Here is a 20382-nt window from a genome sequence, read left to right as displayed (position 1 = left end):
CCCGGCTGCGCGCCACCAATCCTGAAGGAGCGCTCCCGGCTGCCCGCCACCAACTGTCCTCTTGGAGCGGGTTCCGTCTCTTGGACCCGGCTGTAGCCGGCTGCAAGAGACCCAAGAGGCTCCAAGACACCACAGCGTGGGCGCTCTGCTGCGGGTCAGGCGTTGTCGCCGCCGGTGTCCGAGCCGGGGGCGCCCGAGCCCTGCGTGTTGTCGTCGTCGGTGAACGCCCAGCCGGCGACCTCCGGGATGTCCTCGCCGTGCTCGCGCGTGTAGTCCCTGGCCCGGACCCGGGCGTCCAGCATCTCCTGGCGCAGCCCCGCGGCGCGCGCGGCCAGTCCGGGCACCCGGTCGATGACGTCGACGACGAGCCGGTAGCGGTCCAGGTCGTTCATCATCAGCATGTCGAACGGGGTCGTGGTGGTGCCCTGCTCCTTGAACCCGCGCACGTGGATGTTGTGGTGGTTGGTGCGGCGGTAGGTCAGCTGGTGCACCAGCGACGGGTAGCCGTGGAAGGCGAAGATCACCGGGCGGTCGGTGGTGAACAGCGCGTCGAAGTCGCGGTGGCTCAGGCCGTGCGGGTGCTCCCGCTCGTCCTGGAGCCGCAGCAGGTCGACGACGTTGACCACGCGGACGCGCAGGTCGGGCAGGTGCTCGGCGAGCAGTGCGGCGGCCGCCACCGTCTCCATCGTCGGCACGTCACCGGCGCACCCGAGCACCACGTCGGGCACCTCACCGGCGACCTCCGAGCCGGCCCAGTCCCACGTGCCGATGCCACGCGTGCAGTGCAGCACCGCCTCGTCCATGGAGAGCCACTGCGGTCCGGGCTGCTTGCCGGCGACCACCACGTTGACGTAGCTCCGGCTGCGCAGGCAGTGGTCGTAGGTCGACAGCAGGGTGTTGGCGTCCGGCGGCAGGTAGATGCGGATCACGTCGGCCGTCTTGTTCATCACCACGTCGAGGAACCCGGGGTCCTGGTGGGAGAAGCCGTTGTGGTCCTGCCGCCAGACGTGCGAGGAGAGCAGGTAGTTCAGCGAGGGCACCGGCGCCCGCCACGGGATGTCACGGCAGGCGTCCAGCCACTTGGCGTGCTGGTTGAACATCGAGTCGACGATGTGGATGAACGCCTCGTAGCTGTTCAGCAGCCCGTGGCGCCCGGTCAGCAGGTAACCCTCGAGCCACCCCTGGCACTGGTGCTCGGACAGGATCTCCATCACCCGACCGGTCCGGGAGAGGTCGACGTCGGTCTCGACGACCTCCGCCTGCCAGGCCTTGCCGCCCTGCTCCACGGCGGCCGACAACCGGTTGGAGTGCGTCTCGTCGGGCCCGAAGACCCGGAACGTCTCCCGGTTGCGGTCCACCACGTCGGCCACCCAGCCGCCCAGGACCCGGGTCGCCTCGGCGGTCGCACCGCCGGGAGAGGGGACCTGCACGGCATACTCCCGGAAGTCGGGCAGGTCGAGGTCGCGGGTCAGCATCCCGCCGTTGGCGTGCGGGTTCGCGCTCATCCGGCGGGTGCCCACCGGGTTGTTGCGGGCGACGACCGGCAGGATCCGGCCGTCCTCGCCGAACAGGTCCTCCGGACGGTAGCTGCGCAGCCAGTCCTCGAGCAGCCGGGTGTAGTCCTCGTTGCCGCGCACCGCCGCCATCGGGACCTGGTGGGAGCGCCACGTGCCCTCCACCGGCAGCCCGTCGACCTCCTCCGGCCCGGTCCAGCCCTTCGGCGTGCGGAAGACGATCATCGGCCACCGCGGCCGACCCTGCCGTATGCCGTCAGCCGCCTCGGTGCGGATCCTCGCGATCTCGTCGAGCACCTCGGCGAGTAGCGCGGCGAACCGCTGGTGGGTGCGGTGCGGCTCCTCGTCGTCGAACCCGCCCTCGAAGAAGTAGGGCCGGTGGCCGTAGCCGACGAGCAGCGCCTCGAGCTCCTCGCGCGGGATCCGGTCCAGCACCGTCGGGTTGGCGATCTTGTAACCGTTGAGGTGCAGGACCGGCAGCACCGTGCCGTCGACCCTGGGGTCGAGGAACTTGTTGCTGTGCCAGGCGGTGGCCAGCGGGCCGGTCTCGGCCTCGCCGTCACCGATGACCGCGACCGCCACCAGGTCGGGGTTGTCGAAGGCCGCGCCGTAGGCGTGGGACAGGACGTAGCCGAGCTCACCGCCCTCGTGGATCGAGCCGGGGGTCTCCGGCGCGACGTGGCTGGGCACGCCGCCGGGGAAGGAGAACTGGCGGCACAGCGCGTTGACCCCGCGCTCGTCGCCGCCGACGTGGGAGTACACCTCCGAGTAGGTGCCCTCGAGCCAGGCCGCCGCGACCAGCGACGGCCCACCGTGGCCGGGCCCGGACAGGTAGATCGCGTCCAGGTCGCGGTCGATGATCTGGTGGTTGAGGTGGGCGTAGAGGAAGTTCTGGCCCGGCGAGGTGCCCCAGTGGCCGAGCAGCCGCGGCTTGACGTGCTCCGCGGCGAGCGGCTGGCGCAGCAGCGCGTTGCCCATCAGGTAGATCTGCCCGACGGCCAGGTAGTTGGCGGCACGCCACCAGGCGTCGACCGACTCCAGCTCCTCCTGCGTCAACGGCCCGGTGGACCCGGCTGCGGCACTCATCGTGACTCCCTGCTCGAGGACGGCTCACCCCCAGCGTGTCAGGGGCGGCCGCCGGGACGCCACCGGAGCGGGCCCCCAGGGGGACCCGCTCCGCGGAGCCGGCCACTCGGCATACTCAGCCTGCCTCGTGGTAGGCAAAGCCCTCCAGCGACGTGGTCAGCTCGTCCCGGTTCTCGCGGTACCGCGTGCAGTACTCGGTCGGGTACCAGCCGGCCTCCTGGAACGCCTCCGGCTGCTTGATCGGGAAGCACCCGTCCGCGAGGGTGCCCTCGGACAGCCCGGAGTACCACTCGTGCGTGACCATCGGCTCGTAGAAGGTGACCTCGCCGTCCCAGGTGCCGTAGATGAAGGTGTGCGTGAACGGCTCACCGTTGTGCTCGGGCCCGGTGAGGTCGGTCAGGTGATTGCCCATCGCCGGCTCGATCGCGTTGAGGTCCTGGAAGTCCGGGTGCAGGTACCGCGCCTCGGGCAGGTTCTTGCCCAGCGGGTAGTCGTCGCAGTGCACCAGCACGTCACACGGACCCGGCCGGATCGCCAGGCGCTCCTCGTTGGGGTTGGTGTAGAAGTGCACGTCGAAGTGCGGCGTGTCGTAGATCCCGGGTGGCATGTGCCCCATCGGGTTCCAGTTGGTCAACACGTAGGTGAAGGGCGAGTCGACCTCGGTGCGGAAGTCCTCCCCGAGGTGCAGGGCGTCCTCGTAGCCGCCCGAGCACTCCATCATCGGGTCGACCTCCCCGTTGCCGTCCTTGTCGTAGCACCACAGGCCGGCGGTCGGCGGGTCGTAGGGCAGCCCCTGGAGGGTCTCGGAGGGGAAGACCAGGCCGACGGCCTGCGGCTCTCCCTGCCAGACCTGGCTGTATGCCGTGAGCGTCCCCTCTCCCCGGGGCGCGGACTCGCCGTACTCGGCGCACGCCCCCGCGTAGGACAGGGTCACCCGGGTGAGCACCGTGGCGACGAACGCGGGGACCTCGATGGTCCGCTCCTGGTCGGGGTGCGCCTCCGTGACCAGACAGACCGGCACCTCACCCGGCGGCCCACCTCGCGGCTCCTCCCCGCCGGACGAGGCAGCGGACGGTGCCAGCACCAGGGCGGCAGCGGACAGCAGGACCAGGATCGCCTTGCGCATGATTTCCCCACTCAGATGGACGTCGTCGTCTTCCGGTCCCTTCACCGTGGCAGGCCCTGCGTGCGGCTGCAAGCACTTTTTGCCGCGCAGGCACGGCGTGCGTGAACGACGGATGGACGGCGGGTGACGGTGGGTCGACCGGCCGGTGTCCCGTAGCATCGTCGCCGTGCGCTTCAAGCTGACACCCCAGAACACCACCTTCTACGGCCAGTTCGCGGACCTGGCGACCCATATCCGGGACGGCGCCCACCTGCTGAAGGCGACCGTCGAGGGCCCGCCGGGCGAGTGGAAGGCCGCGGCCCAGCGCCTCAAGGACATCGAGCACCACGGCGACGAGGCGACGCACACGATCATGTCCGCGGTGAACAGCTCGTTCATCACCCCGTTCGACCGCGACGACATCTACCGCCTGGCGGCCCGCCTGGACGACTGCCTCGACCACATCGAGGCGAGCCTGGACATCATGGTGCTCTACCGCGTGCAGGAGCTCCCGGCGGCGGTCACCGAGCAGGTGGACGTCCTCGTCGAGATGGCCGACCTGACCCTGGAGGCCATGCCCGGGCTGCAGAAGATGCACCACCTGCGAGAGTTCTGGATCGCCATCAACAGCCTGGAGAACGTCGCGGACCGCAACTACCGGCGGATGATCGCCGCCCTCTTCGACGGGGAGCGGGACGCGGTCGACATCATCCGGTACAAGGCGCTCTACGACGAGCTCGAGGCGGCGGCCGACTCCTTCGAGACCGTGGCCAACACGGTCGAGAGCATCGCCGCCAAGGAGTCCTGAGCCGGTGGAGAACTGGCTTCCCGTCGCCCTCGTCGTCCTGTTGGCGATGGGCTTCAACTACACCAACGGTTTCCACGACGCCGCCAACGCGATCGCCACCTCGGTGTCGACCCGGGCGCTCACCCCGCGGGTGGCCCTGGCCATGGCCGCGGTCTTCAACCTGATCGGTGCGTTCCTGGGCACCGGTGTCGCCCAGACCGTGGGGTCGGGCATCATCGCCCCGCCGGAGGGCATGACCGGGCTCGCGATCGTCGCCGCGGCCCTGGTCGGTGCCATCGGGTGGAACATGCTCACCTGGTGGTACGGCCTGCCGTCGTCGTCCTCGCACGCCCTGATCGGCGGCATGGCCGGTGCGTCGCTGGCGGCCGGCACCACGGTGCTGTGGGACGGGATCCTGAGCAAGATCGTCATCCCCATGCTGGTGTCGCCGGTGGTGGGCATGATCCTCGGCTTCCTGGCGATGACCGCCATCCTCTGGATCTTCCGCCACGGGCACCCCGGCCGGATGTCCCGCAAGTTCCGCTACGCGCAGACCGTGTCGGCCGCCGCGATGGCCCTCGGCCACGGCCTGCAGGACGCGGCCAAGACCATGGGCATCGTGGTCCTGGCGCTGGTCGTCGGTGGCTACCACGAGGGCGAGAGCATCCCGCTGTGGGTGACCGTCACCTCCGCGCTGGTGATCTCCGCCGGGACGTATGCGGGTGGCTGGCGGATCATGCGGACGCTCGGCCGCAAGATCATCGACCTCGACCCGCCGCAGGGCTTCGCGGCCGAGAGCGTCGCGGCCTCCGTGCTCTACGTGGCGGGCATCGTCTTCCACGCACCGATCTCCACGACGCACACGATCACCTCGGCCATCATGGGTGTCGGCGCCACGCGCCGGCTCTCCGCGGTGCGGTGGGGCGTCGCGGGCAACATCATCGGCGCCTGGGTGCTCACCTTCCCCGGTGCGGGGCTGGTGGCCGCGGTCACCTACTGGGCGCTGGCCCTGCTCATCTGACCCCCACCTCTTGCAGTGGTTTCGTCGTCCCACCCCACCTCTTCGTCGTGCTCTCGTCGGCCGCGGCGAGCCGTCAGCCGAGTTCGCGCTTGAGGATCTTGCCGGTCGCGGTCATGGGCAGGTCGCTGACGACCTCGACCTCACGCGGGTACTTGTAGGCGGCGAACTGCTCCCGGCCCCACGCCACCAGCTCCTCCCCGGAGACCTCGGCGCCCTTCTCGGGGATCACGTAGGCGCGGACCTCCTCGCCGAGGCTCTCGTGCGGCACGCCGATCACGGCGGCGAGCGAGACGGCGGGGTGGGTCATCAGGACCTCCTCGATCTCGCGCGGGTAGACGTTGAAACCACCCCGGATGATCATGTCCTTGGCCCGGTCGACGATGTAGTAGTAGCCGTCGGCGTCCTGCCGGGCCAGGTCCCCGCTGCGGAACCAGCCCTCGTGAATCGCCTCGGCCGTGGCGTCCGGTCGGTCGTAGTAGCCCTTCATGATGTTGGGCCCCTCGATCGCGATCTCGCCCACCGCGTCCGGGTCCTCCGAGCGGTCCACATCGGACCAGTCGGGGTTGATGAGCTTCATCTGCACGCCCGGGATCGGCACGCCGACCGAGCCGACGCGTGGCTCCTCACCGAACACGGAGAAGGACGCGATCGGCGAGGTCTCCGACAGCCCGTAGCCCTCCAGGATCGTCACGCCGAACCGCTCCCGGAAGGCCTTGTGGACCTCCCCGGGCAGAGCGGACCCACCGGCGGCCGCCACGCGCAGGTGCGCGGCGAGCGCAGCGACGTCCACGGAGTCGTCCAGGGCCCCGAGGAGGCCCCAGTACATCGTCGGCACGCCGGCGAAGAAGGTCACCCGTTCCCGCTGCATGAGGCCGAGCGCGGCGGTGGCCTCGAACCGCGGCAGCAGCACGACCGTGCCGCCCAGCGCGAAGGCGCCGTTCTGGATCACGGTCTGCCCGAAGGAGTGGAACAGCGGGAGCACGCACAGGTAGGTGTCCGGGTGCTCCGGATCGCCTCTGAAGAGCTCCCGGCCCACGAGGGCGTTGGAGGTCATGTTCGCGTGGGTCAGCTCAGCGCCCTTGGGCTGGCCCGTCGTGCCCGAGGTGTAGAGGATCACCGCCGTGTCGTCGTCGGCAACCGGGTGGGTCTCGAAGGTCGGCGCCTGCCCGGCCATGGCTGCCCCCAACGTCGTCGCGCCCTCGACCGGCGAGGGGGCGGCCGGGTCCGCGGTGATCACGAGGAGGTGCTCGCAGCCGGGTGTCTGCGCGAAGGCGGCCGCGCCCTCCCGCGCCATCGGCAGCTCGGCGGTGCCCTCGAAGCAGACGTAGGCGACCGCGTCGGAGTCGGCCAGGTGGTAGGCGATCTCCCGCGCCTTGAGCAGCACGTTGAGGGGCACGACCGTCGCCCCCGTCTTGAGGATGCCGTAGTAGACGATCGGGAAGAACGGCAGGTTCGGGCAGGTCAGGGCGACCTTGTCGCCCGGGCCGATCCCGCGTTCGACCAGCAGGTTCGCGACCTGGCTGGCGGCCGCGTCCACCTGGGCGTAGCTGAGCCTGGTCTCCCCCAGGACCAGCGCGTCGCGGGTCGGGTAGGTCGCGGCTGAGCCCTCGAGCAGGGCGGCAAGGTTCGGCATGACGGCAAACCTACTGCCGACTGTGACCGGGCGCACAGTGATGCGTGCCACTCGCCCACCAGGGGCACACCCTTGCGCGACCCGACCACGCGGCATACAGTGAACCGCATGGTTAACTATCGCGACCACGCCCCGGTCTTCGCCGCGCTCGGTGACCCGAGGCGCACGCTCATCGTGGACCTGCTCGCCCAGCGCGACCAGACTGTCTCGGAGCTGGCCGCCCACCTGCCCATCTCCCTGCCGGGCACCCTCAAGCACCTCGCCGTCCTCGAGTCGGCGGGCGTCGTGAGCCGCACCAAGGCGGGCCGCACCGTGACGGTCCACCTGGAGTGCGACCAGCTGCGGTCGGCCGAGGAGTGGCTGCACCGCACCCGCACCTTCTGGGCCGCGCAGCTCGACAACCTGGCCCGGTCCTTCACCCCACCCACCGAGGAGAACGCATGACCCACGAGCTCGTGATCACCCAGCACGTCCCCGCCCCACGACCCCAGGTGTATGCCGCGTGGCTGAGTCCCGAGGGGATGTCGCGGTGGTGGTGGGTCACCATCGGCGACACCACCTACACCGTGGACGGCCGCGTCGGCGGGGACTACCTGGTGCAGTCGGTCGCGGCCGGGATCGGGGTGCGCGGCACCTTCCGGACCCTGCGCGAGCCGGACCTGATCGAGCTGACCTGGACCTGGCTGGACGGTGACAGCGCCGGGCCCGAGGAGCAGGTCCGGGTCGACCTGGCCGAGCAGGACGGCGGCACCCTGGTGACGGTGACCCACCAGGTCGTCGACCCCGACGGAGTGGAGTCCTACCGCCAGGGCTGGACGCACGTCCTGGACAGCCTGTCCCGGCGGTTCGACGACACGCAGGCCGTCGGCGGGTAGGCACCGCGCGGTCCCTTCGCTGAACCGCAGGCGTCGCACGGGCGACACGCGGGTGCCGTCGCGGGCGAGGTGGTGAACGGCCCCGGAACCTTGCCCGAACCCTCGGTCAGGAAGTGGCAGGTCCCCGCTGAGGCAGCGGCGGCGGCCCTAGCCTTCTCGACGGCACCACCGTCCTCAGCAGGTCCTGTCCCCGAAGGCACCCATGTCGCGGCTCCACGCTCCCCTGCCCCGGAACGGGCGACCCCCCAGTGCGACACCGAGATCGGAGCACGCTACCCCCGCAGCGCGCCGGGCACGGGTGGTCGCCGCCCTGACCGCTGGTCTGGTCCTCCTGCTGACGACCCTCACGGGGGCGGCCACCGCCCACGTGCGGGCCACGTCGGGCTTCAGCTACCTCTTCGAGGAGGACGGGCACGTCGCCTACACCCTCCAGATCGACTACGACGCCCTCGTCCGGGCCGCTGCGCTGGGCACCGAGGCACTGACCGCTCCGCACAACGAGGCCCGCGCTGACCGCCTCGCCGAGCACCACCCGCAGGTGCTCGCCTATCTCGAGGACCGGCTGAGACTCTCCGCGGACGGAGTGACCTGCACGACCGTCCTGACCGGCTCAGGCGTCTACGACGAGACCACGCTCCCGTTCGCCGAGCTGCGCCTGCGGCTGCACTGCCCCGTCGACGACCCGCGTTCGTACACGCTCCACTACGAGGTCTTCCGGGCCACGGACGGCGTCGTCGACTCCCACGACAACACGGTGGACTACCAGCTCGGCGGGCACGAGGGCACGGTCCTCCTCACCGCCGACCGCCCGAGCTTCTCCACGGCCGGTGCCGACCCGTGGGTAGTGGGTCGGCAGCTGGCCACCGCGGGAGCCGGCCACCTGGTCACCACCCCGTCGCACCTGCTGTATGCCGTGGGGCTGGCCCTGCTGGTCGTCGTCACCGCACACCGGGGCGGGTCGGGGACCCTCCGCGGGTGGGTCCGGGGCACCGGGGCGGCCACCGGGGGTTTCCTGCTGGGCATCACGGTGGCCTACACCGTGACGGTCCTGGGCTGGTCGGCAGTGCCCCGAGCCGTGGTGACGCCGCTGCTCGTGGTCACCGTCGGCTTCGTCGTGCTCGACGCGGTCCTCGCCCTGACCGGCCGGCCCGAGCGTCGTGGCGGGGTCCGGGCCCTGACGACCGGGGCCGCCGGGCTGGTCCACGGTGCGGCCCTCGGCGCGGCGGCCCTGGCGCTCACCGACTCGCTGGCGGCCACCGGCCCGGTGGCCGGGGCCTGGCCGCTCGTGGCGTTCTGGGGCGGCGCGACCGTGGCCTGCCTGTCCCTCGTGGTCGTCCCGGTGGCGACGCTCCGGGTGCTGCCTCTGCCGCCCACCCGGACCACCGGAGCAGCCCGGACGCCCGACCGGGCCGACCCCTCCGCATACCGCTCAGATCTGCCCCCTGCACCCATCCACCCCCACTGACCCGCCCCCTGCCCCATCCCCCACTGACCTCAGGAGGTCATCAGCCGTGTCCAGACCATCTCACCGACCGCGACGGTTGCGCGGCGGCCTGTACGCCGTCACCGGTGCGACCGCTCTCGCGGTCGTCGCCGCCCCGCTGACCACGACGATCGCCGACGCGCTCGACCCGCCCACGGCCGTGATCAGCGGCACGGTCTTCGAGGACCTCAACGGCAACGACACCCACGACGCCGATGAGCCCGGCATCCCGGACGTGGCGGTCTCGGACGGCGTGCGCATCGTGCGCACCGATGCCGCGGGCGACTACAGCCTCGAGACGTCGACGACCCGACGCACCACCGACTCGGTGTTCCTCACCCAGCCCGCGGGCTGGGACGTCGGCGTGGACGAGTTCATGACACCGCGGTTCTATCGCAACCTCGGTGAGGTCGAGGACGGAGCCACGCCGACCGCGGACTTCGCGCTGGTCCGCCACGAGCCCGGGCTGGAGTCCGCCTTCACCTTCGCCAACGTCGCCGACCCGCACGTGAACGCCCAGCTGGCCCAGCAGATCGAGGAGATCAACTCCACGACCGAGCCCCTCGGCTTCATCGCGGTCAGCGGTGACCTGACCAACAACGCCACCCACGCCGAGTTCGGCTACTACAAGAACGCCACCTCTCACTCCGAGCTCCCCGTCTGGCCGGCCGTGGGCAACCACGAGTACTTCGGGGGCGGCGGCAACGACTACGCCTCGCGCATCGACAACTACCGCCGCCACGTCGGCCCGGAGTGGTACTCCTTCGACTACGGCAACCGGCACTTCGTGGTGGTCGAGAACAACGGCCAGGCCCCCTTCGACGAGCAGCTGACGTGGCTCAGGGAGGACCTCGCACAGAACGCGACCGGTAAGCGCGTCGTCGTGCTGACCCACCAGCCGATGAACGTGCCCTTCGGCTCGGCGAACCAGTACGACGCCTTCGGCGACCTGTTCGAGCAGCACGAGGCCGAGCTGATCCTGGTCGGTCACGAGCACAGCAACGACGTGGACCCGGACAGCGACTTCGCGAGCACGGCCAAGCACGTGCAGACGGTGTCGAGCTCCTACACGATCGACAACGCTCCCCGCGGTTTCCGCTATGTCCACATGGACGGCGAGACCTTTGAGAACCCCGTGCGGTCCTACGGCCGCGAGCAGGAGATGGTGATCACCAACCCGGCGGACGGCAGCTCGGTCCCGTGGCAGGGACTCTCCCACGTCCAGGTCAACGCCTACGACACGTCCGACCCGGCGGTGAAGGTCCGCTACCGGATCGACGACGGCAGCTGGGCACCGATGAACTCCACCGGGGGCGACTACACCTGGACCGCCCGCGTGGTGTTCCAGGACCTGCAGCGGCCCCCGGCCAACGGGCGGGTCCTCACCCCCGGTGAGCACACGCTGACCGTCGAGGCCACGGACGCCTCCGGGGACTCCTGGTCGGAGTCCTCCACCTTCACCGTGGACAGGGACGCCGCCCCCGAGCAGCCGGTGGCCGGTGCCAACTGGTCGCAGCACCACGGCGACCAGGCGCACGCCGGCGTGAGCCCGGACGAGGTCCCGGCGGGGCAGCGGCTGGCCTGGACGCACCACACCGAGGGGGTCTTCCTGACCGGCGCTCCCGCCATCCACGACGGTGTCGTGTACGCCGGCACCCGGGACGAGAACGGTGACGGCAACTGGGCCGTGCACGCCGTCGACCTGGTCACGGGCGAGGAGCGGTGGACCCACCCCGTCGAGTCCTCGGTGCACGGCTCGGTGGCCGTGGCCGACGGGAAGGTGTTCGTCCCGAGCCTGCGCGGTGTGATGTACGCGCTCGACGCCGGGACGGGTGAGGAGCTGTGGCGGTACACGCCCGACGAGGCACCCGAGCCCTTCAACCAGCGCGCCTACGGCTACTACGGCGTCACGGTCGCGGAGGGCAAGGTCCTCTGGCCGCTGCAGACGCGTCACGGCGCTGGGTCCCGCGGTCTGCTGGTCGCGATGGACACCGAGAGCGGTGAGGTGGCCTGGCAGTCGCCGATGACGGGGGCGACGATGTCCGACGGCACCCCGGCCGTCGCCGACGGCAGGGTCTTCGTCGGCAACCAGACCGCGGACCGGGTGCTGGCCTTCGACCTGGAGACCGGGACCCGGCTGTGGACGGGCACGGAACGGCTGGGCGGTTGGCAGGACGGCGTCCCGTCGGCGGCCGGCGGGCGGGTCTTCATCGGCTCGGGCAACGGTCTCATCGCCCGCGATGCTGCGACCGGCGCCGAGCTGTGGCAGTTCCGCAGCCCGCACCCGTCGAAGATCTCCTCCAACGCCACCCCGTCGGCGGCAGCCGTCGACGACGACATCGCCTACATGGGTTTCCCGTCCGGCGCGGTGACCGCGCTGGACGCCCGCACCGGGGCGGTGCTCTGGGACCGGCTGCTGCCGGGATCCACCTACCAGGGTGGTGTCATCTCCTCCCCCGCCGTCAGCGGCAACACGCTGTTCGTCGGCTCCAACAACGGCTCGATGTACGCCCTCGACAAGCGCACCGGCCAGCCGCTGTGGGAGCAGGAGATCGGCGCCTGGGTCACCGCTGGTCCGGCAGTCAGCGGCAACACGGTGGTCGCCGGGGCCTACGACGGCAACCTGTATGCCTGGACTCCCGACGGTGAGGCGGCTGACCCCTGGGGCGCAGCCACCGGCACCGTCGTGGACGGCACCACCGGCGAGCCGGTCGACGGTGCCTCGGTCCGGCTGGTCCGGGGCGAGGAGGTCGTGGCCACGACCTCGACCCGGGCCGACGGCAGCTACCACGTCGCGGCCGAGCCCGGCACCTACACCGTCCAGGCCTCGGTGCGCGGCGCCGTGTCCGGTGCGGGCAGCGCCGCAGAGGTCACTCTCGGCGAGACCGGTGAGGTCGAGGCGGACCTGAGCCTGGAGGTGGTCCGCGGCCCGGTTGCCGGCCAGTCCGCGGTCATCCCCGACTACGGCAGCTCATCGACCCGCACGGACGTCGAGGCCGGCGACACCTACTCGTTCGTGATGAACGACCGGGTCCAGGCCACCATCGTCGAGCGAGTGGACTCGAACAACAGGCCCGGGACGTTCCAGGAGGGCTGGCTGGCCGATATCTTCCTGACGGACGAGCGCGGCACGGAGACGCTGGACTGGTCCGAGATGGTCCTGTCGCCGGTCATGGCCGACCCCGGCCGGCCGTGGAACCGCTCCGGCGAGTGGCTCAACCTGCCCGAGGTCACGGTCGACGGTGACAGCGTCGTCGCCAGTGGCGAGGCACAGATCGACGGCAGCCTCAAGACCTCGGTGCGCTACGAGGCGCTCCCGGACAGCCCGGTCGTCAAGATGGAGCTCACCGTCGACAACACCGGGTCCGAGGACTTCGAGGGCTTCTTCAGCTACACCCTCGATCCCGACTCCTCGAACGACAAGGCCTGGGTCCCCGGCATCGACCGCTGGAACCCCGGGGTGGTGACCGAGGGCTGGACCAGCAACTTCGTCTATGACGGCGCAGACGGCCAGAGCACCCAACCGGCCCACGCGGTGGCCTGGGTGGAGGACGAGCCGGCGGGCCTGCGTGCCGACGGCTACATCTTCGGCGCCAGCTTCGACGCCTCGGTGGCCTCGGGCCAGTCCCGGACCATCACGTGGTACCACCTCACCGAGTACCCGGGCGCAGGCCACCCCACGGCGGACATCGCCGGCTGGGCCGCGGCGATCCCCGCGCTGGACGACGAGGTCGCCGACCGCGCGGGCGTGCAGGGCAGTGTCACCGTCGACGGCGAGGTGGCGACCGGCCAGAAGGTGGAGGCGCTGGACGCAGGCGGGGAGGTGGTGCGCACCGCGTGGACCAACGCCGAGGGCACCTACCGGCTGACGCTGGAGCCGGGCACCTACCGGGTCCGCGCCACGGGCCTGGGCTACGGCGTCGCCGAGCAGGAGGTCACGCTCGAGGAGACGGTCGTCGAGACCGTGGACCTGGCCCTGACCCCTGTCCCCGTGGACGCGACCACGGGTCACCGCCTCCCCGCGGGCCTGGTCGAGGGCACGACGGAGGATGTCGTGATGCTCAATGACGACGTGTGGTTGTCGGTGGCGACCGGCGGCAACGACCCGCAGCTCTCGGGCTCCACGGTGGGCAAGGTCCGCGACCTCGCGGTGCGGGGCGGCGCAGACCAGATCGACTGGCTGAACGGCCCCTACGTCACGACCACCCGGCCGGAGGGCACCGAGGCGTGGCAGCAGCTCCAGGTCGTCTCCGACAGCGTCGAGATCGTCGAGGTGACCGACACGCGGGCGGTGGTGCGGGTCACCGGCGCCTCCCGGGAGGACACGGCGATCGAGGTCACCACCGACTATGTCCTCGAGGCGGACCAGCCGTGGGTCTCCGCGACCACGACCTTCCGGAACACCGGCGCCGCGGCGACGCAGGTGTGGGTGGGCGACGCGCTCGACCACGACGGCTCGGGGCAGCGGAGCCTGGTCTCCGGTCACCCCGAGATCACGACCCCGTATGCCGAGCCAGCCGCCTTCGATCCGGCTGGGCGCTGGGTGGGTGCCACCGGCAACGACCCGCAGTCCTACGGCCTGGTCTATGCCGACGGTGCCGGTGCGTTCGACGCCTACGGCAACGGCAACTGGATCATGAGCCGGTTCCAGGTCACCCTCGAGCCGGGGGTCGAGCACGTGCTGGACCGGCGGATCGTGGTGGCCCCCACGGAGGGCGGCGACGCCATCGCCACGCTGGAGGCGATCGCCGGCCGGTAGCTCCTCCCCCGCTCCCGACCGAGCGCGTCGTCACGCGAGATTTCTGATCACCGGGCGCATCGGTCGACGCCCCACCGGACCACCTGGCAGGAGCAGGGGTATGCCGAGGCTCGCCTCGGCATACCCCTGTCACCGTGCCGGTGCGCTCGGTCGAGGAGATCGGCGGGCGACCACCCGCCCGGTCGCCCGAAAGGACGCGCCACCATGCGCCTGGTCGCCAGGGGGAACCGGTCAGAGACGCCGCATCGCGCTGGCGAGCAGGACCGGCTCGCCCACCTCGTCGGAGGCGTCCAGGTCGCACACGGCCTCGATGACCCAGTCGTGGTCGCCGGCCGGGTCGGCCAGGGTCTGCCGCACCTGCCAGAGCCGGACGTCCTCCGGTCCGCTGGAGGCGACCCCCGGCACCTCCCGCACTCCTGGCTGGGGCCCGACGAGGGCCGTGATGGAGAGCATCGCCGGGCCGCGGGCGTCCGGCCCGAGGCCGATCTCGTCGTGCTCGTCCCAGTAGGTCTCCAGCGCGGTGTCCCAGTCGTCGGCGCTCATCAACGGCTCCCTGGGCGGCTCGGTCAGCTGGGCCACCGCCCGCTCCAGCTCCGCGAGGTCGTTGTAGACGTCGCGGGCGGCCAGCTCGACGCGGCGGAACACCGCGTTGCGCACCATCACCCGGAAGGCCCGCTCGTTGCCGGTGATCGGGCGGCTCGGTGCCAGGGGCACGCCCTCGGCCGCGCGGGCCGCCGCGGCCGCGACCAGGTCCGGGTCCGTGAGCGCCTCCCACTCGTCCAGGAGGCTGGAGTCGGTCTGCCGGATGGTCTCACCGAGCCAGTGGATGAGGTCGTCCAGCTCCTCGGTCTTGGCGCTGTCGGGCACGGTGTTGCGCAGCGTGCGGTAGGCGTCGGTGAGATAGCGCAGCACGATCCCCTCGGACCGGGTGAGCTGGTAGAAGCCGACGAACTCGGTGAAGCTCATCGCCCGCTCGTACATGTCGCGGACGACGGACTTGGGGCTGAGCGCGTCCTCGCTCACCCACGGGTGGGACTGCCGGTAGATCTCCAGGGTGCCCTCGAGCAGCTCCACCAGCGGCATGGGCCAGGTGACGTCCTCGAGCAGCTCCATCCGCTGGTCGTACTCGATCCCCTCGGCCTTCATCTGCGCCACCGCCTCGCCCTTGGCCCTCGACTGCTGCGCATAGAGCACCTGCCGTGGGTCCTCCAGGACGGCCTCCACCACCGAGACGACGTCGAGGGCGTAGGCCGGGTCCTCCCGGTCCAGCACCTCCAGGGCCGCGACCGCGAAGGGCGCGAGGGGCTGGTTGAGGGCGAAGTTCTCCTGCACCCCGGCGGAGAGGATCACCCGACGACCGGACTCCTGCGGCTCGGGGAGCCGCTCGAGCACCCCGCTGTCGAGCAGGCTGCGGGCCAGCGTGATGGCCTTGCGGGACAGTCTGGCCTGGTTGCGCGGGTCCTCGTGGTTGTCCCGCAGCAGCTTGCGCAGGTTCACGAACGGGTCACCCTGCCGGGCAACGACGTTGAGGATGATCGAGTGGTCGACGCGCATCCGGGAGACCAGCGGCTCCGGCTCACCGCCGACCAGCTTCTCGTAGGTCTCCTCGGTCCAGCTGACGAAGCCCTCCGGCGGCTTCTTCCGTTGCACCTTGCGCTGCTTCTTCGGGTCGTCCCCCGCCTTGGCCAGGGCCCGGAGGTTGTCGATGTGGTGCTCTGGTGCCTGCACGACCACGTAGCCGCTCGTGTCGTAGCCGGCACGCCCGGCCCGCCCGGCGATCTGGTGGAACTCCCGGGCGCGGAGCACGCGCTGCCGGCTCCCGTCAAACTTCGTCAGGCCGGTGAACAGGACCGTCCGGATCGGCACGTTGATGCCCACGCCGAGGGTGTCCGTGCCGCAGATGACCTTGAGCAGCCCGTCCTGGGCGAGCTGCTCGACCAGCCGCCGGTAGCGCGGCAACATCCCCGCGTGATGCACCCCGATGCCGTGACGGACCAGCTTGGACAGGGTCCGCCCGAAGCCGGCGGTGAACCGGAAGGCGCCGATCCGCTCGGCGATCGCGTCCTTCTCCTCCCGGGTGGCCATCTTGAGCGACAGGAGGGACTGCGCCCGCTCCAGCGCCTCCTTCTGCGTGAAGTGGACGATGTAGACCGGCGCCTGGTGGGTCTCCAGCAGCTCGGTGATCGTCTCGGTGATCGGGGTGACCGCCCAGCTGAAGCTCAGCGGCACCGGTCGTTCGGCGCCGGCGACGACGGCCGTGGCCCTGCCGGTGCGGCGGGAGATGTCGTCCACGAACCGCGTGACGTCGCCGAGCGTGGCCGACATGAGCAGGAACTGCGCGTCCGGCAGCTCCAGCAGCGGCACCTGCCAGGCCCACCCCCGGTCGGGCTCGGCGTAGAAGTGGAACTCGTCCATGATCACCAGGCCGACGTCGGCCTGGGCGCCCTCGCGCAGGGCGATGTTGGCCAGGATCTCGGCGGTGCAGCAGATGATCGGGGCGTCGGCGTTGACGGCGGCGTCACCGGTGAGCATGCCCACGTTGTCGGCCCCGAAGACCTGGCAGAGGGCGAAGAACTTCTCACTGACCAGCGCCTTGATGGGCGCGGTGTAGAAGCTCACCCGGTCCTCGGCGAGCGCCTGGAAGTGCGCCGCGGTGGCGACCAGGCTCTTGCCCGACCCCGTGGGGGTCGCGAGGATGACGTTCGAGCCGCTGAGCAGCTCGATCACCGCCTCCTCCTGGTGCGGGTAGAGAGCCGTGCCACGCTCCTCCGCCCACCCCGCAAAGCTCTCGTAGAGGGAGTCCGGGTCGGGGTTGACACCCTCGGGCGGGAGCAGGTCGGTGAGCGTGCTGGGAGTGGCCATCGCCTCCATCATCCCGTATGCCGTCCGCTCACCTGCCCCTCGTGTGCGCCGGTGGCGAGCTGGCCGGCTCGGCGACGGAGGGAACCACCGGCGCGGGCCTCACGTCAGCGTCGTGACAGAACTCGCCTCACCCGGTGCACAACGACACACTGGCCGGACCACCACGCAGGGGGAACCATGACCGACCGCCCAGGCACCGGCCCGAGCCCGACCGCCGAGGAGACCACGGGGGGCGGTGACCCGCTGTTCCGGCACGACCAGGACGCGGTCGCCCCCGATGCGCCGGCCCCGCGCGACCCGGTGCGCCGCGCCGCCTGCGTGGCCCACCTCACCGAGTTCCTCGGTGACGCCTACACGGTGCTCACCGAGCGTGTCAGCACCGGCATCCAGCTGGACCTCCTGGTGTTCCGCCCGACCGAGGCGGTCCCCCACGTCACCATCGTGACGGCGGGCATGTCCGACCTGCCGATGAACACCCCGCCCGGACTCCGTGGCGACCGGCTGGAGCTGATGCTCGGGGTGCCCGCGGCCTGGCCGGGCATCGACCCGCTCGACGCCGACCTCCTGGCCGATCCCACGAGCTACTGGCCGATCAGGCTCCTGAAGGACCTGGCCCGGATCCCGAGCACCTATGACTCGTTCCTGACCTGGGGCCACACCGTCGTGGACGACGAGAGCGCGTTGTTCCCGCCCGGCAGCCCCTACAGCGGCGCCATCGTCGGTCCGCCGGTCGGCTACCCGGCGGACCTCATGCGGGCGCAGACTCCGGTGGGCGAGGTCGAGGTCCTGGCCGTGTTCCCCCTCACGCCCGAGGAGATGGCCTACAAGGTCGCCGTGCCCGGGGGCGGCGACGCCCTCCTGGACCGCCTCATGGACGCCCGTGTCCGCGCGGTCGTCCAGCACAACCGGCCCAGCGCCGTTCCCGGCCCGCCGCCGTGGTCGGTGCACCTGCTGATGACCGGCACCCCACGTCACCTGGGTGACGTGCTGGACCAGGCCGTGCCGAACCGGGCCGCCGTCTTCGCCGAGGACCGGCTCCTGGAGGGGGTCGTCCCGGTCGACGACGAGGACGCCGTGCGGTTGCGGTTGTTCCGGGGGCAGCTGAGAGCGGCCCAGCTGGCGGATGACGCCGCCAGCAGCCCGCAGCGCGAGGCCGTGCTGCCGGCCGTGGAGACGCATCGCAGCGTGGTGACGCTGACGCCCGAGAAGGAGGGTGACGGCAGCCCTGTCATGGCCGTCATGGCGCTGGTGGCCATGCTCGCCGAGCGCAGCGACATCGCCGCCGTCTGGCTGCCGCACCAGCGGCACGTGACCACGGCCGGGCAGTTCGCCGAGGATCTCGACGGGGCGGCCGTCGTGACCTACCGCGTGCACCCGACCGAGGTCCCGGAGGGGCAGGCTGTCATCACGCGGGGGTTCGCGGCCCTCGGCGGCCGTGAGGTGATGTTCTCGGACCCGGACCGCAGCCACGAACGGCTGACGACCCGCCTGCAGGGCGCGCTCGCGAGCACGGGAGACGACGGGGACCGGGTGCCCCGGGCCGGTCAGCGCCTGCGCTACGTGAGCTCACGGTACGAGCTGGTCGAGGACTCCCACCCGCTCACCCGGGAGCCGGTGCTCGCGATGGTCCGGCCCCGGTCGAGGGGCCGGGGGCTCTTCGGACGGGGCTGAGCCGGGTCAGCGGACCCGTCACCGCCCGCGCCGCCGGGTCTCCACGGCACCGACGAAGGCCGCGGCCCACACCAGGACGTAGAGGCCCGTCCCCCACTGCCCCATCGGCCCGACCAGCACGGCACCGAGGGCCAGCGCGACCACGACCCACACCACGTAGGGCCAGCTGGCCCGACCGGTGAGGCGCAGGGCGCCCACGAGGACCGACAGGAGCACGAGCCCGGCATACGTGAGGGCATCGACGAGGGAGAGGTCCAGCAGTGCGCTGGCCACCGGCGCGACCAGTGACACCAGCAGCCACACCAGGCCGGTGACCCGCTCCGGCGCGCTGCGCCCCAGGACGTCCGCGCGGGACAGGCGCGGCGCCCGCGAGACGCCGTCCGGCGCGACGGGGCCGTGCCCGGGCGGGTGTGGTGGCGGCTGCTGCCACCCGGACCCCTGCGGCGGGGGCGGCACCCACACGGACTCCTGCCCCCACTCATCACGCTGGGCGTGCGTCGGCACGCCGGCCGCCTCGGGCTGACCGGTCTGCGTCTGTGCTCTCAGCTGGGCGTCGTAGGCACGGCGGCGCTCCGGGTCGAGCAGGACGTCCCGGGCCTGCCGGAGCTGCTGCATGTCGGCCCCGGCGCCACCGGAGTCCGGGTGCCCGTGCTGGGCGAGGATCGTGTAGCTGCGCCTGATCTGCTCCGGGAGGGCCGACGGGTGCACCCGCAGCACCTCATACCAGTTTGGGTCGGGAGCCATCGGCGCCTCCTGTCACGGCCGGCCGTTGCTGGACGAAGGAGTAGGAGAGCTGTTCCGCCTGCCAGGTCGGCGCTCCGGCCTGCCGCGTGGCCCGCAGCGCGATGCCTTCCGTCCCGCGGAGCACCAGGCCGGACACGGTGTGGTAGCTGCTGCCGTCGGGCCTGGTCCAGCGCACGGCGTGGACATCGGCGAGGTCCGCGCCCTCCAGGCGGGCCAGGACACTCTGCCGCAGCGGCCCGGGCAGGTAGGCGAGGTCGCTGAGCTCTCCCAGGCCTCCCGGGGCAGTGTCCCGAGGAGCTGGTGTCTCCTGGTGGGCGAGGACGGTGTCCTGGGCGACGTCCCCGGTGCGGCGGTCCGGCGGCCTGGTCACGGCGTGCCAGGTGAGCTCGACCGCACCCCAACCGTCCGCGGCCTGGAACCTCCCGTCGGACCTGGGCACCAGGGGCTGGTCGCTGACCGCGACCAGGACGCCTCCCACCTGGGCGATCCAGCCGAGCCGGCTGCGTGAGTAGCTGGTGTCACGTCTGCGCACTCCACGCAGCGTGCGGACGGACTCGCTGAAGGGTTCACCGCCGTCGGCCCGGGGAGTCAGACCGAGACTGTCGCGGCCCAGCACGGTGCCGCTCCAGTCCCCCTCGTCGACCGAGCGCCCGACCGGGGCGCCGCCCTCCCGACGCGCACGTGCGACCTCACCGGACCCACCGGCATACCGAGCCAGATCCGCCATCCTCGACCTCCCACCAGCACGTGCTGTCGCCGCCATCCTGACACGACACCACCGGCAGGAGGCCCCGTCCCCGGTCGGGGACGGGACCTCCGTCGCGGCGCACACCCGCCGGAGC

Annotated in this window: 13 protein-coding genes; 7 read left to right on the top strand and 6 right to left on the bottom strand. The window is 71.5% G+C overall.

Features of this window, described 5'->3' with window-relative positions; all coding sequences use genetic code 11:
• Positions 1-155 precede the first annotated feature (155 nt).
• On the bottom strand, positions 156-2600 hold the full coding sequence (locus DA085_RS04385; RefSeq protein WP_109471714.1) for a phosphoketolase family protein: 2445 nt from the start codon (positions 2598-2600) through the stop codon (positions 156-158).
• A gap of 115 nt (positions 2601-2715) precedes the next feature.
• The gene (locus DA085_RS04380; protein ID WP_109471713.1) at positions 2716-3726 is read right to left on the bottom strand and encodes a hypothetical protein; all 1011 of its coding nucleotides are present in this window, start codon (positions 3724-3726) and stop codon (positions 2716-2718) included.
• Positions 3727-3871: 145 nt separating this feature from the next.
• Between DA085_RS04380 and DA085_RS04375 the strand changes: the two genes are divergently transcribed.
• Together DA085_RS04375 and DA085_RS04370 are read left to right on the top strand one after the other, a co-directional pair.
• A complete protein-coding gene (locus DA085_RS04375) occupies positions 3872-4513 on the top strand; it encodes a DUF47 domain-containing protein (RefSeq protein WP_237565305.1) in 642 nt (213 codons plus the stop codon).
• Between the two features lie 46 nt (positions 4514-4559).
• Positions 4560-5513: an inorganic phosphate transporter gene (locus DA085_RS04370; protein WP_109471827.1), complete on the top strand. Its 954-nt coding sequence runs from the start codon at positions 4560-4562 to the stop codon at positions 5511-5513.
• Between the two features lie 73 nt (positions 5514-5586).
• Here the strand turns inward: DA085_RS04370 and DA085_RS04365 are convergent, their stop codons facing one another.
• Positions 5587-7146: a long-chain-fatty-acid--CoA ligase gene (locus tag DA085_RS04365; protein WP_109471712.1), complete on the bottom strand. Its 1560-nt coding sequence runs from the start codon at positions 7144-7146 to the stop codon at positions 5587-5589.
• A 108-nt stretch (positions 7147-7254) separates the two neighbouring features.
• On the opposite strand from DA085_RS04365, the gene DA085_RS04360 reads away from it, so the two are divergent.
• The 4 genes from DA085_RS04360 (at position 7255) to DA085_RS04345 (ending at position 14263) form a co-directional block, all read left to right on the top strand.
• Positions 7255-7590, top strand: a complete 336-nt coding sequence (locus DA085_RS04360; RefSeq protein ID WP_109471711.1) for an ArsR/SmtB family transcription factor — start codon at positions 7255-7257, stop codon at positions 7588-7590.
• Positions 7587-8021, top strand: a complete 435-nt coding sequence (locus tag DA085_RS04355) for an SRPBCC family protein (protein WP_109471710.1) — start codon at positions 7587-7589, stop codon at positions 8019-8021. Before DA085_RS04360 ends, DA085_RS04355 begins: the two co-directional genes overlap by 4 nt.
• 298 nt (positions 8022-8319) lie before the next feature.
• On the top strand, positions 8320-9486 hold the full coding sequence (locus DA085_RS04350; protein WP_161958410.1) for a HupE/UreJ family protein: 1167 nt from the start codon (positions 8320-8322) through the stop codon (positions 9484-9486).
• A gap of 46 nt (positions 9487-9532) precedes the next feature.
• On the top strand, positions 9533-14263 hold the full coding sequence (locus DA085_RS04345; protein WP_161958409.1) for an outer membrane protein assembly factor BamB family protein: 4731 nt from the start codon (positions 9533-9535) through the stop codon (positions 14261-14263).
• 231 nt (positions 14264-14494) lie between these two features.
• On the opposite strand, the gene DA085_RS04340 is transcribed toward DA085_RS04345, so the two are convergent.
• Positions 14495-17125 (bottom strand): DEAD/DEAH box helicase, encoded by a 2631-nt coding sequence (locus tag DA085_RS04340; protein WP_109471826.1) that lies wholly within the window; start codon positions 17123-17125, stop codon positions 14495-14497.
• A 177-nt stretch (positions 17126-17302) separates the two neighbouring features.
• Here DA085_RS04340 and DA085_RS04335 point away from each other — a divergent pair, with 177 nt between their 5' ends.
• Positions 17303-18796, top strand: a complete 1494-nt coding sequence (locus DA085_RS04335; RefSeq protein WP_109471707.1) for a suppressor of fused domain protein — start codon at positions 17303-17305, stop codon at positions 18794-18796.
• 18 nt (positions 18797-18814) lie between these two features.
• Here the strand turns inward: DA085_RS04335 and DA085_RS04330 are convergent, their stop codons facing one another.
• Positions 18815-19540, bottom strand: a complete 726-nt coding sequence (locus DA085_RS04330; protein ID WP_109471706.1) for a J domain-containing protein — start codon at positions 19538-19540, stop codon at positions 18815-18817.
• Positions 19515-20267 (bottom strand): hypothetical protein, encoded by a 753-nt coding sequence (locus DA085_RS04325; RefSeq protein WP_109471705.1) that lies wholly within the window; start codon positions 20265-20267, stop codon positions 19515-19517. The genes DA085_RS04330 and DA085_RS04325 overlap by 26 nt, the downstream gene beginning before the upstream one ends.
• Positions 20268-20382 lie beyond the last annotated feature (115 nt).

It is taken from the genome of Ornithinimicrobium cavernae (genome assembly GCF_003121625.1).
Taxonomy (GTDB): Bacteria; Actinomycetota; Actinomycetes; order Actinomycetales; family Dermatophilaceae; genus Ornithinicoccus; species Ornithinicoccus cavernae.
This window is presented reverse-complemented; position numbering and strand designations above follow the sequence as displayed.